Origin of the sequence: Methylobacter sp. BBA5.1 (genome assembly GCF_000746145.1) — a bacterium.
Lineage (GTDB): Bacteria > Pseudomonadota > Gammaproteobacteria > Methylococcales > Methylomonadaceae > Methylobacter > Methylobacter marinus.
In genome coordinates, this window is sequence record NZ_JQKS01000005.1 from 131,391 (window position 1) to 143,182 (window position 11,792).

An 11,792-nucleotide genomic window follows, 5' to 3' on the forward strand; every position below is an offset into this window, starting at 1 on the left:
TCGATCATAGGTGGATCAGGAACTGTTTGAACACAGGTTACTCTGATCTGAAATGAGAATAAAGTGTATACAAGTAACGACAATCAACACTGGATAGACATGAGAGAACAAGATGTTTTACGCCGTTTTTTATTTGAAGAGCTGGGCGTTCGCGGCGAATGGGTCAAGCTGGAAACCAGCTGGCAAGCGGCAAAGAAGCATCAGCGGGGCCCGCACAATGTGATGCGGCAGTTGGGACAAGCCTTGGCGGCCGTCACGATGCTGTCCGCTACCGTTAAATTCAAAGGATCGATGATATTGCAGGCGCAGGGCGACGGTGATCTGAAAACACTGGTTGCGCAGTGCATGCATGACCGAAAAATAAGGGGGCTGGTCAGAAGCGCCGATGCCGTGACGGCCGGTCCGCTGGAGCAGATGTTCGGGCACGGGCGCTTGGTATTGACCATAGAGCCTGAAAACGGCGAGCCTTATCAGGGTATCGTGCCGCTACAGGGCGAGGGTCTTGCCAACGCCCTGGAAACCTATTTTACCCAATCGGAGCAACTGCGTACCCGTTTATGGCTGTTCGCCAATGATACCCAGGCGGCAGGCCTGTTATTGCAGGAGTTGCCGGCGCAGCAAAATTACCGGGCCGATTGGGAGCGCATCGAGCTGCTGGCAAACACCGTGACCGAGCAGGAGTTAATGGCGCTGGATTGCGAGCCGATGCTGCATCGCCTGTTCCATGAAGAAAAAGTTCGAATGTTCGATCCCGAACCGGTAATGTTCAAATGCGTTTGTTCCCGCCAAAGGCTTGAACGAACTTTACGGGCGCTGGGACGGGCGGATCTGGAAAATATTCTGAAAGAGCGGGGCGCCATTGAGGTCGGCTGCGAATTCTGCAGCGAGCAATACCATTTTGACAAGGTTGACGTGGAAAGCCTGTTAGCCGATGAGACCGTCACGCATGAATCCGAAACACGCCATTGACATGGCTGTCATCAAGCGCGGCCTTCGCGGGATTGCCCTGTTGCTGTTGGCCATGTCGCTGACCGGCTGCATTTATTGGCTGCGCGCCTATCAGACGTATCTGCAAATGGGCGAGTTCGACCGCTACTTTACCGTGGTGGCGGCCGATGATTTTAGCCTGGAATTTAAAAAACCGATCATGTACAGCAAGGATTTTATTTCGCTGGCCAGGCTGTATCCCAGTGAGAATGATCCCACGGCAGAGGGGCGGCGCTTTCGCTATTGGTTCCGTAAGGTCGACAGCCGCAATCAGCCGGTTAAGCCGGAAATCAAATTCTATTCGGATTTAACTTTTAACGAGGAGGATCGCATTACCTCCTGGTCTTTCTCGTCATTATTCCTGCAGATCGCTCCGCCCAAGTTTCTGGAAGTGTCATTACGCTCGATCGGCGGCGCTGAAATCGATGAAGACAAAAGACAGCTGCGGGCCAACACCGATCTGCTGGAAAAGATTACCGCCGAACTGCCCAGGAAACCGGCCGTCATCGCGCAGTTGGGCGCGCCGCTGGAAGTGCGCATCGAGGAACGGAACGAAGTGTACGTTTATCATTTTCTGCTGGAAACCCACAATATAGAAAAAGGCTATGAAGACCGCGCGCTAAGCGAGGTGAAGCTGACATTCGATTCGTCGACCCAGGAACTGATCAAAATGGCAGGTCGTTTCGCGGGTCTTAAGGTTTCGATCAACTATCGAAAACTTCTCAATAATGCGGATGAGCCGGTAAAGACTTTGTAAGCCGGCCGCCGTATCAAAGCCCGTGAACTTGCGCACGGACTCGTGCCCGGCATTTCACTGACATGCCTTCCGCGGCCCTTTAGGATTACAGCTCAACCCCATCCATACAGGCAAAGCTTATGTTGCTTTGACAGCACTATTAACCTATAGTCTTCCGCGGCCGTCCATCAGGGCTTATGCCGGGATAGGGAGGGTTACACCATCGACCAAACTATGAAGGGATCAATCGTAGTTGCAATTTGAGTAGTATCTCACTGAAACTTAAAGCTTAATGGAAGAATTATTTATCGGTTGGCTTAAGGAATACGGTTATATTATCCTGTTCCTGTGGTCCATATTAGAAGGTGAAATCGGCCTGGTCATGGCCGGGATCCTGTCTCATACCGGCGATATGCAGTACTTCATGTCGGTTTTTGTGGCGGGTTTAGGCGGTTTTGCCGGCGATCAAATCTACTTTTATATCGGGCGCTTCAACAAAGGCTTTATCCAGCGCAAACTGCATAGCCAGCGGCGCAAGTTTGCGATCGCGCATCTGCTGCTGAAAAAATACGGCTGGCCTATTATATTCATGCAGCGCTATATGTACGGTTTGCGCACCGTCATTCCGATGTCGATCGGCATCACCAAATACTCGGCAAAACAGTTTGCCTTGATCAACCTGCTCAGCGCATGGGTATGGGCGGCGATTACCATAACCCCGGCTTATTTCTTTGGCGAGCAATTATTAAGCGTATTGGCCTTTGCCAAAGAGCATTGGTATTTTGCATTGCCGGTAGCGGGCGGGCTCATTTATGGCATTTATGTTTATTTTCATAAGCTGGAGCAGCATTTCCTGCAAAAACGGCAAGGCCGTTTCTCAAGGTTGTAACGCGATAGTACTATTGTATTGACTTCCTCATTCATTCCCGTCCGACTGCAAGCGGTCGGACCGGTTCCTTGCGGTTAATATTGGCGGCAAGGCGCCGTTTTGCCTTTTGCCGGTATCGACTTTTTCATCATGCGCTATTCAAGATTCCCTTGAGGGGCAGGCTTGCAAAAAACCACATCCAGAAGTCTGATAATGATTAAACCGGTATACCCCGCTCTTCCTATCGGTTCCATCAATAGACAAAACGGACAAATCCGAGCTTGATTCAGAAGAAAAACAGGTATTTTATCGTTTTGGGAAATATGTCACGGAAATTGAATATTAATGGGGATCTATAATTTCCTACTGAAATAGTTGGTATATACTTGGATTCAAGAGTGATCGCATGCATGGATATAAAGGTTGCTCTTACAAATAATATTAAGTAATCAAAAATTATAATAATTAGGACTTACGCAGTTTGCCTATTCATCCGTCGAAACAAGCGGGTTTAAAACCTGTGGGGGCGACTTCAGTCGCCCCACAAGCTTGCGTAAGCCCTGATAATGACATTAGGGGGCATTATATGCCGCATGATTTTGAAAAATTAACGCAATACGCCAAATCGTTCAGCGAGTTGACGCCTGAACGGGAAGCCTTGTTAATCGAGGTAGGTGAGCAAATCAAGCCCAAGCTGGCAGGAATTACCGAGGATTTTTACCAGCATCTGCTTGCCATTCCGGAGGCATCCGCTTTTCTGGAAGGGCGGGTCGAATCACTGAAGAAAACCCATACCCGGTGGATGGAAGGGTTATTCAGCGGGCCTTTCGATAAGGCCTATACCGAGCACATGTTCAAAGTGGGCGATGTGCATGTAAAAGTCAATTTGCCGGTTGAATTCATGGCGGGTGCGATGACGTTGATCAATCACCGTCTGATCGCCCTGATTGTTGAAACCTATGGGGACGATAAAGAATATTGTGCCCAGATATTGAGCGCGATCAGTGCCGTTACCGGCCTGTCGCTCCTGGTAATGCAGCAATCCTACCAAGAAGCCAGCCTGGCGGAGGAACTGGAAAAATTTCTTAAGATTTCCGGCATGAGCCGTGCGTTATTTACCAACCTGGCGACCGCCTACAGAGACAAATAGGAGATTCTGATGCGTTCAGATATGTTAATTTCAGTACTTTCGGAATTGAACGGTGCTTCCGCGGACATTGAGGCGACAGGTGTCATTTCAACCGACGGTTTAATGATGGCTTCCGTGCTGCCGGCTTCATTGGATGAAGACCGGGTCGGCGCCATGAGCGCCGCCATGTTGTCGCTGGGCGACCGTACCGCGCAGGAACTGGCGCGCGGGGAATTGGAACAGGTGCTGATTAAAGGCGATTTGGGCTATGTGCTGATGACTTATGCCGGCAAGGAAGCGGTATTGACCGTACTGGCCAAGCCCAACGCCAAGTTGGGCCTGATTTTCCTGGATGTCAAAAGAGCCGCCAGCAGTATCGCTGAATTGATCTGATTGTTCACAAGCGGCCAAATGGTATAAGCCGCCGGGCTCTGGCTGTAAAAATTCGGACGGGATCAAGACCGCAGGACGGGAAGCCGTAAAAGCATCCCACCCGCGGCCTTTTATGTGTGAAGCCTGCCCTCAGAGGAGGGCCTGACTACGGAGTCGCTCAGTCTGCCAGAGGAAGGCCGCTGGGCACTCTAGCGGGGGCCGTGTATCTGAGATCCAGGCTGTTGGGGTCGGTCAAGGCGTGTAAATAATCCAGCAGCAGCTTGATTTCGTTGTCATTAAGCGCCACAGGGTTGATTTCTATGCTGTTTGCCAGATTGAAGCGGCTGGTATCGTCATTATGGACAATAAAATCCTGTGCATCCAGATCCGCGCGGGAGGGCAGGACCGCCTGGGCCGCATCATAAGCATTAAGGCTTTGCTCTGGATTCAGGTGATGCCTGACCATGGCTTCCAGGGTATTGTAAGCCCCGTCATGCCCCCATGGGCCGGTAACGGCCACGTTGCGAAGCGTCGGGGTTCTGAACCGATAGCGGTCATTGGCATCGCCTGTGACCTGTTCCCGGCCGTAATCATCATGGCCATTAAAGCCATCGCCTTTTCCCGGACCAATTTGAGGCACGCCCAGTGCATGGAAATCATGATCCGTTTGGAATTTCCCCGAATGGCAGCTGGCGCATTGGCCTTTGCCGGTGAAAATTTTCAGGCCTTCCGCGGCGCTTTTGCTCATTGCCTGATTATCACCCTGCAGATATCGGTCGTAAGGGCTGTTATCGGCCCTGTAAGCGGCGGCTTCAAAAGCGCCGATAGCATTGGCTATATGAGTAAAGGTAACATTTTCAGGCACTTGCAGATCAGGATAAGCGGCGGCAAAAAGCGTGCGATATTCCTCGATTGCCATGACTCTGGCGGTCAACAGGCTCCATACCTGCTGGAGGTCGCCGGCCGCGGCCGCGTCAGCCACATCATTTTCACCGGCTTGGCCGGCCATCTCGGTATTGGAGGTCGGAGGAAATGCCGCCTGCGCGGCAAGCGCATGATCCATGCCCATTAAAAATGCATCGCCAGCCGGTGTATTAAAGCCGCTGGGCGCGCTACTGTCCTGTTCAACGCGCCCGTCATGGAATACGCGGACAAATTCACGTGCGCCGAGGTTAAACAAGTGCGGAGCATTGCGGGGCACGCGTTCGGCGATGGCGTCGCTGCCGCTGCCTGTATCGCGCATGATGCCCAGTCCTTTTCCGCCTTCGCCGACACCCAGCGACAGGCCGTCGCCAGTACCGGCAAGAGGATGATGGCACGATGCGCAAGAGGTGTTTTTATTGCCCGATAAAATTTTGTCATAAAACAGCAATTTGCCTAATTGCTCTTTTGCCATGTCCCGGGGCGGGAAGTCCATCTCATCGGGGCTAGCCATGGCTTTGCCGGCGAAAGATAAAGCTGGCGCCAACGCGGACAGGACGAGAGAGACGGAAATTAAGGTCTTTAGTTTTAATCGGGGAGATAAAGCAAAGTGTGTCATTTGATTAATCCGTTATTTTTAATTATCAAGCTGTTATATATAGGCGAGAGATTCATTACAGATGACCGGCTGGATTGCGGAAGTAATGAGTAATGAACAACCGGCATGGATAAAGCAATATTGATGCCATTTTAGATAAAGGTATTTAATAACAACTAAGATCGTAATGGCATTGGAAGGCTGTTTAAGGGGGAGGGAGTTCGGGCTTGTGCTTCAGCGGAAACCCGACGCAGGCGGCTCGAGCTCTGCTTTTGTCAATTTGGCCAGCCGCCGCGTATCTTACGGCTATGGTGCTCGGGCACGGCTAAAGGAATACATAATTGTTCGTGCGTAATATCGGCTAATAGGGATTTAGTGATATCGGCAGGATATTAAAAAACAGGGCAAATCACCTATTTCAAGTAGGTGATTTGCCCTGTTTTTTAATTTTGTATGATCTGTTCGATCTCTTTTGATTGGTTACTGCCCGAATGGTCAAAACTATATAACTCAGGGAAGTAATAGATATGGATTATTGCGATTTTAAATGATGTATGAATTTCATAACTGATGTTACGCGGCCAGTTGAAGTTAGATCGATTTAATTAATGTGTCGCTAGCGCGACGGTTTTATTTAATCGGGTTTAATTTTATTTTAGCGGCCCGTCATAACAGGCCGCGTTAATAACGGTTGTTCTGGTAATAAGGCATGTTGTAATAAGAGCCGCTCTGACTATGCTGTAAGGCGCCGGTACTTTCCAGGTAGAAATAAGCCCCGGCAGCCAGCAACAGGGCGGCCAGTGCCGCAAAGCCGATTTTCCACCAGCTGTAGGGGCGCTCTCCCTGGACTTCACCGGTGCGGCCATTGATGACGAAGCGATAGGATTTGTTCCGGTAGCGGAACGCGGCCGACCAGACCGGCAGCAGGCAATGCTTGTAGGTCGTGCCGCTGTGCCGGGTACTGACCTGGTGAATCCGTTGGTGATCGCCGCCGATGTCATAGGCGATGTCGCGGTAGATCGCGCTGTCCATGACCTGCTTGGCATGGTCGAAGCCTTCATCGAGATTGACCTGATAATATTCGCTGCGAAAACCGCTCAGATAGTGTTCATCATAAGGGATCAATTGTTCCAGATCCCAGGGTTGCAAGGCATCCAGAATCTTGCGCGGCAATGATTTGCTGGCACCGACCAGCACGTCGTCGAAAAAACGGCTCACATGACCTCTGACCGGCGTCCAGCGGATTTTAGGCACGCGCCTGATCTCCGTGACGGTCTGATTGTTGCGCGTGACCCGCACCGGCTGGCTGACATAATAAATATCGCCGCGCTCGCCGGTATAATCCGTCTCCGTATCGCTGTCAAAGGTCCAGTAGGGCAGATAAACGCCGGTTAGTTTGGACTGACTGCGCGCATATTTTTTCACGGCATTGGGCGCGAACCACAAGCCTTTAATCCAGCGTTGGAAGCGCTGGCGCGCTTCGGGCTCATCAATGCGGAACGGCAGCAGCGATTTAGGCTGTATGGGTTTGCTGTGCCCGGTGGCCGTGACGATCGGCGAGCCGCAAAAAGGGCATTCGCCGGCATGAATGTTGGCTTCAAACTGAAACCCGGCGCCGCATTCGTTGCAATGAATCTGCGCTTTAGGCGCTTCCGGATGCGGCTCCGACAGTCGCCTCAGGGCTTCCTGCAGGTCGTATTCCTCAATGACGCCGGCGCGATATTCAATATGATTTTCAAAGCCGCAGTAGTCACAGACCAGATGCGTCGTGCCGGGGGCGTATTTGAGCACGGCTCCGCATTGCGCGCACGGAAAACGCCCCGGCGCTTGCCGGGATGAAGTTTTGGTTTTTAACACGGACGGCGTGATTATGATTTGGGTAACGGCGGAGGCACCTGCGCGAAGGCGCCGGCCAGTTCGGGCACCTGTTCGGCCGGCGTCCATTCCGCGAGGCCGGCATGCCAGATCAGGGTCGATCGGTTGATCTCGCCGCTGCTGATTTTCTGATCAAGCACAGGGCGTTCGAATGGGCCTTGTTGATGTCCGTTGATGGCCGCGTAGTAAACGACGGCCGAGTCGGGCAGGGGCGGCGGTGTCGCCGGAGCTTGTCCTGATGATTGTTGAGTGAACGCCCGGCTCATCTGACTGGCCACGGCGAATCCCATGCCCATGCCGATGCCTTCGTTGGCGGCGCCGGAGGGATTCTGGGCGGCCGCCGTCATCGCCTCGGCGGCCTGATAATGCGTGTAGCGGCTCAGGTCTCCGATGATGCCCATGCTGGTGCGCTTGTCCATGGCCGCTTCGACTTCCGGCGGCAGCGAGATGTTTTCGACCAGCAACTGCAGGACTTCCAGCCCATAGGCGGCGAATTCCGGACTGATCATTTGGGTGATGTACTCGCTCAGCTCGTCGTAATTGGCGGCCAGGTCCAGAATCGGAATGCCCGATTCGCCGATAATGCTGGCAAAACGCGAGACGATCAGGTTGCGCAGTTGGTCGCTGATGCCGGCGGTCTGGAAATGAGCGCCGGTGCCGACGATTTCCCTGATGAACGTGAGCGGCTCCTTGATGCGGATCGAATAGGTGCCGAAGGCCCGAAGCCGCAGCGGCCCGAACTCCTTGTCGCGCAGCATGACCGGATTCTTGGTGCCCCACTTCAAGTCGGTAAAGCGGCGCATGTTGAAGAAATACACTTCCGCCTTGAACGGGCTGGAGAAGCCGTGCGGCCAGCTTTCCAGCGTGGTCAGGATCGGCATGTTGCGCGTCTCGAGCTGATACAGGCCCGGCTCGTAAAAATCAGCCACGCGGCCTTCGCTGACCAGCACCGCGGTCTGCGATTCGCGCACCGTCAGCATGGCGCCGTATTTGATTTCGTTGCCGTAGCGTTCGAACCGGTAGACCATCGTGTCGCTGGAATCATCGGTCCATTCGATGACGTCGACAAACTCGCCGAATAACTTATCCAGAATGCCCACTGTGTTGCTCCTGTTTTAGAAAAAATGAATTCATATAAAAACCACGAAGGACGCGAAGAGAGGTAGGCGGGGTTGGTAAACCCGGCCTGCAAGAAACGACATAATCTTCGTGCTCTTCGGGGTAAGAATCTGTAATTAACCAGTTGCCTTGGCATGCGCCGAGGCCAGCGTTTTTTTCAGTTCGGTTTCGCATTGCTCCAGCTGCACGACCGCTTCGCTGCGCATCTTCTTGCCCTGGTCGGCGATCTGCAGGCTTTCCTCTATGGTCGCGATCAGGGTCTGGTTGGCTTTCTTGACCGTTTCAATATCGAATACGCCGCGTTCCAGCTGTTTGCGGGTTTCGGCGTTGGCCTGCTTCAGGTTTTCGGCATTCGCGGCCAGCAGTTCATTGGTCAGGTCGGTCGCGGCCTTGACCGTTTCGGCCGCCTGCGACGAGCGGTAAATAGTCACGGCCGTCGCCAATTGCTGGCGCCACAGCGGCACCGTGTTGACAATGGTCGAGTTGATCTTGTTGACCAGTCCCTTGTCGTTTTCCTGCACGAGCCGAATGCCGGGCAGGCTTTGCATCGATACCTGCCGGGTCAGGCGCAGGTCATGCACGCGCCGCTCCAGGTCGTCGCGGACCGCGCGCAGATCGCGCAGGTTTTGCGCGTCGATGACTTCACCGCTGGTTTCGGCTTTCCTGGCCTGTTCCGGAATGACGGCGTCATCGAGTTCGCGCAGTTTCTCCTCGCCGGCGGCGATGTAATCCTCGAGCGTATGGAAATAGTCCAGGTTGGCCTGATAAAGCTTGTCCAGCGAGACGATATCGGTCAGCAGATTGGTCTTGTGTCGCTCCAGCTTGTCGGTAATCATGTCGATCTGTTTGCGCACTTCCTCGTATTGCTGCAGGAACTTGACGACCGGCTTGGCCTTGCCCAGCAGGCGGTCGAAAAAGCCCTGTTTTTTGTTCGGATCCAGGTCGTCGACCTCGAAGCCGCGTATCGTCGCCACCATTTCGTTCAGGTCATCGCCAGCCGGTCCGATGTCCTTGTTTTTGACCCCGTCCAGCATGCGGTCGGAAATGGTGGTCAGCTGTTCCTGCGCCTTGCTGCCGAAGAAAATGATCGACTGGGTATTGCGGACATCGATTTCGTTCAGCAACTGCTTAACGAGTTGTTGCCTCTCCGCCGGCGCCTCGGCAAGCGGGATCATCTCGGCTTTGACGCCCGGGACGATTTCCCTGGATGCGGCGATATTCTCGGAGCTTGACGTTGATTGAGTCGTCGTGGAGGCTTGCTGTTCACTCATGATTAAATCCTCTGTGGTCAAAAGGCATTAAAGGATGCCTTCCCGTTTAAGCTGTGTGGTTAACACTTCGATTTTCACATCCAGATCAAAAACATCCTCTTCCAGCAGTTTTTGATGCTGATCCTGAAACACCGACTCAATGGTTTCCAGCACATTGCGGAAATTCTGTTCCAGTTCACCGGACTGGGCTTGCGGATGGGCTTTGGCGTAACCTTCGGTCACTTGCCTGGCGCCGTCCAGATAGACATTGAGGAACTTGCGCGCCCGGCGGATATCGCGCGGATCGGCCTCGATTTCTGCCAGAATGTCGTCGGCAATCCCGCAAATACGCTCGATACGCTGGTTTAGTTCGGTATTGCGGATCCGGTCGCTGGCCTGTTCGATACTACGGATAATGCGTGAGGAATCTTCCAGCGTCTTCAGGATTTCGTCCCTGGAATAGCCGTGGGCAACAACGATATTTTTCTCTTTAAGCGGATCGAAGCCGTAACTCAGATACATGCCCAGAAACGCGCCGCCGGCGAACAGGAGTGCTACCGGCAGCGAATGCAGCGCGCCCAGCCAGGCGATCATGCCGGTGGTCAGCGCCGTGATGATTGCCGATATCATTTTTAGCGGCCATTTGGGCGGACGGGCGATGCGGCTTTGGTTATAAACATGCTCCGCCTGCAGGCCCTGGCGCACGCACCAGGCGGCCAGCATGTAAAGCGCAAAACCTGAGGCGTTGACAAGAACGCCCGGCAGATAGCCTTTTCCCAAGGCGATAAACGTCGCCGGAATCAGCGACATCGGCAAGAAATAAAGCAGCAATCCCCGGGGGGAATAGCGGTGCAGCGTATCGGCAACAAACCGTTTTGGCTTTCTGAAGTGATGCATTACTCGGCCTGCGAGTGACTGGTCAAAAAGGCGCCAGCAAAATAGCTGGAATCAAAAGGCTCGGCCTTCACCATCGATTGACAGGTCGCCAGACCTATAGTGGCGACCAGTACGATAAAACCGAGCAACCTGCGTAATATTCCGGGCATCGACCTCAACTCCCATCAATGTTAATGTGACTTTCATTATCCACTACGGCGATGACATCTGTAAAACAACGTAGGGACTGTTTCTGTGACCTAAGTTAAGTCCCTGAGTTTCCAACTATAATGGCGTCGATCCGCGGATTTTCAACGCTGAACGGCATCGGCGCCCATGAGGTGGCGGCCAAACAAAAAAGCCCGATGGGATGTCCTATCGGGCTTTTTTCTCTGATGCGGATTGAAGCAATAAGGTTTATTTCATCATTTCCTTTTCGAAGAAGGTGTCCAGGGTTTTGTTGGTTTCCCGGGTATATTCATCGGAGCGGTCGACTATCGGCGCGCTGGGCGGTACGACAACGGGCGCGGCCGGTTGTACGGCTGCTGTCGGCGCAATAGGGGCGGGCGGCTCCGTGGTATCCAGACGGAAGACTTCGCCATAAGTCGTATCGACATCAAAATCCTCCCAGATGTAGACCGGATAGGCGATCGGCTTGGTAGGCAGCGGAATCGTAACCAGATCGGCAACGCCGACGCCCAGGCGTCCGGCCGTATGGACGATGCCTTTGAAGAGACCGCCGATGATGCCGTAGAAGACATTGCTCTGGTTGGTCGTGTTGATCATGTTCTTGGGGATTTCCAGCACGCCTGTCGTTAAATTGGCAAACGCGGATGCCGCTTTTCTGCCGACCTTGCCGCCATAGGTTGTCTCCTGGTGGGCCTTGTCAATTTGTGGAGCGGTCCTATAAGACAGATCGCCATAACCTTGCTGCATGTCAGCGGCCTGATTTAAAGGGGCATAAGCCGTCAGCAGACCCGTTAATAGCAGTGGAGCAAAAAAGCGGTTGAGTTTAGTCATGTCAAGTCCTGCGCATTGGTTGAATAATTCACTCAAGTATA

Annotated in this window: 12 protein-coding genes; 5 read left to right on the top strand and 7 right to left on the bottom strand. The window is 53.1% G+C overall.

All coding sequences use genetic code 11. From position 1 onward, the window contains the following. Window positions 1-99: 99 nt before the first annotated feature. From hslO to EK22_RS04780, 5 genes are all read left to right on the top strand, one after another. Window positions 100-969, top strand: coding sequence for an Hsp33 family molecular chaperone HslO (hslO, locus tag EK22_RS04760; RefSeq protein ID WP_036248531.1), 870 nt, complete (start codon window positions 100-102; stop codon window positions 967-969). Further along, on the top strand, window positions 947-1,744 hold the full coding sequence (locus EK22_RS04765; RefSeq protein WP_036248534.1) for a hypothetical protein: 798 nt from the start codon (window positions 947-949) through the stop codon (window positions 1,742-1,744). Before hslO ends, EK22_RS04765 begins: the two co-directional genes overlap by 23 nt. 271 nt (window positions 1,745-2,015) lie before the next feature. After that, a complete protein-coding gene (locus tag EK22_RS04770) occupies window positions 2,016-2,612 on the top strand; it encodes a DedA family protein (RefSeq protein ID WP_020159388.1) in 597 nt (198 codons plus the stop codon). A 565-nt stretch (window positions 2,613-3,177) separates the two neighbouring features. Next, complete coding sequence (locus EK22_RS04775) at window positions 3,178-3,741, top strand: protoglobin domain-containing protein (protein WP_020159389.1); 564 nt, start codon at window positions 3,178-3,180, stop codon at window positions 3,739-3,741. 9 nt (window positions 3,742-3,750) lie between these two features. After that, window positions 3,751-4,113: a roadblock/LC7 domain-containing protein gene (locus tag EK22_RS04780; protein ID WP_020159390.1), complete on the top strand. Its 363-nt coding sequence runs from the start codon at window positions 3,751-3,753 to the stop codon at window positions 4,111-4,113. Window positions 4,114-4,270: 157 nt separating this feature from the next. On the opposite strand, the gene EK22_RS04785 is transcribed toward EK22_RS04780, so the two are convergent. The 7 genes from EK22_RS04785 to EK22_RS04810 all read right to left on the bottom strand — a co-directional run bounded on the left by EK22_RS04785 (window position 4,271) and on the right by EK22_RS04810 (window position 11,751). Next, entirely contained in the window at window positions 4,271-5,527 is a 1,257-nt protein-coding gene (locus EK22_RS04785) for a cytochrome-c peroxidase (protein ID WP_200882562.1), read from the bottom strand. 765 nt (window positions 5,528-6,292) lie between these two features. Next, window positions 6,293-7,468 (bottom strand): TFIIB-type zinc ribbon-containing protein, encoded by a 1,176-nt coding sequence (locus EK22_RS04790; protein WP_036248539.1) that lies wholly within the window; start codon window positions 7,466-7,468, stop codon window positions 6,293-6,295. 11 nt (window positions 7,469-7,479) lie between these two features. Continuing rightward, the gene (locus EK22_RS04795) at window positions 7,480-8,586 is read right to left on the bottom strand and encodes an SPFH domain-containing protein (RefSeq protein WP_036248543.1); all 1,107 of its coding nucleotides are present in this window, start codon (window positions 8,584-8,586) and stop codon (window positions 7,480-7,482) included. A gap of 135 nt (window positions 8,587-8,721) precedes the next feature. Further along, window positions 8,722-9,876: a toxic anion resistance protein gene (locus EK22_RS04800; RefSeq protein ID WP_020159395.1), complete on the bottom strand. Its 1,155-nt coding sequence runs from the start codon at window positions 9,874-9,876 to the stop codon at window positions 8,722-8,724. A 27-nt stretch (window positions 9,877-9,903) separates the two neighbouring features. Then, window positions 9,904-10,752, bottom strand: a complete 849-nt coding sequence (locus tag EK22_RS04805) for a 5-bromo-4-chloroindolyl phosphate hydrolysis family protein (protein WP_036248546.1) — start codon at window positions 10,750-10,752, stop codon at window positions 9,904-9,906. After that, entirely contained in the window at window positions 10,752-10,901 is a 150-nt protein-coding gene (locus tag EK22_RS24870) for a hypothetical protein (RefSeq protein WP_020159397.1), read from the bottom strand. The genes EK22_RS04805 and EK22_RS24870 overlap by 1 nt, the downstream gene beginning before the upstream one ends. Window positions 10,902-11,148: 247 nt before the next feature. Beyond that, entirely contained in the window at window positions 11,149-11,751 is a 603-nt protein-coding gene (locus EK22_RS04810; RefSeq protein ID WP_020159398.1) for an exosortase system-associated protein, TIGR04073 family, read from the bottom strand. Between the last annotated feature and the right edge of the window lie 41 nt (window positions 11,752-11,792).

What these genes read in the sequence shown, in the direction of transcription:
- EK22_RS04770 (WP_020159388.1), top strand. Translation starts at nt 2,016, where the DNA reads ATGGAAGAATTATTTATCGGTTGGCTTAAGGAATACGGTTATATTATC.
- hslO (WP_036248531.1), top strand. Translation starts at nt 100, where the DNA reads ATGAGAGAACAAGATGTTTTACGCCGTTTTTTATTTGAAGAGCTGGGC.
- EK22_RS04775 (WP_020159389.1), top strand. Translation starts at nt 3,178, where the DNA reads ATGCCGCATGATTTTGAAAAATTAACGCAATACGCCAAATCGTTCAGC.
- EK22_RS04765 (WP_036248534.1), top strand. Translation starts at nt 947, where the DNA reads ATGAATCCGAAACACGCCATTGACATGGCTGTCATCAAGCGCGGCCTT.
- EK22_RS24870 (WP_020159397.1), bottom strand. Translation starts at nt 10,901, where the DNA reads ATGCCCGGAATATTACGCAGGTTGCTCGGTTTTATCGTACTGGTCGCC.
- EK22_RS04810 (WP_020159398.1), bottom strand. Translation starts at nt 11,751, where the DNA reads ATGACTAAACTCAACCGCTTTTTTGCTCCACTGCTATTAACGGGTCTG.
- EK22_RS04785 (WP_200882562.1), bottom strand. Translation starts at nt 5,527, where the DNA reads ATGGCTAGCCCCGATGAGATGGACTTCCCGCCCCGGGACATGGCAAAA.
- EK22_RS04780 (WP_020159390.1), top strand. Translation starts at nt 3,751, where the DNA reads ATGCGTTCAGATATGTTAATTTCAGTACTTTCGGAATTGAACGGTGCT.
- EK22_RS04800 (WP_020159395.1), bottom strand. Translation starts at nt 9,876, where the DNA reads ATGAGTGAACAGCAAGCCTCCACGACGACTCAATCAACGTCAAGCTCC.
- EK22_RS04805 (WP_036248546.1), bottom strand. Translation starts at nt 10,752, where the DNA reads ATGCATCACTTCAGAAAGCCAAAACGGTTTGTTGCCGATACGCTGCAC.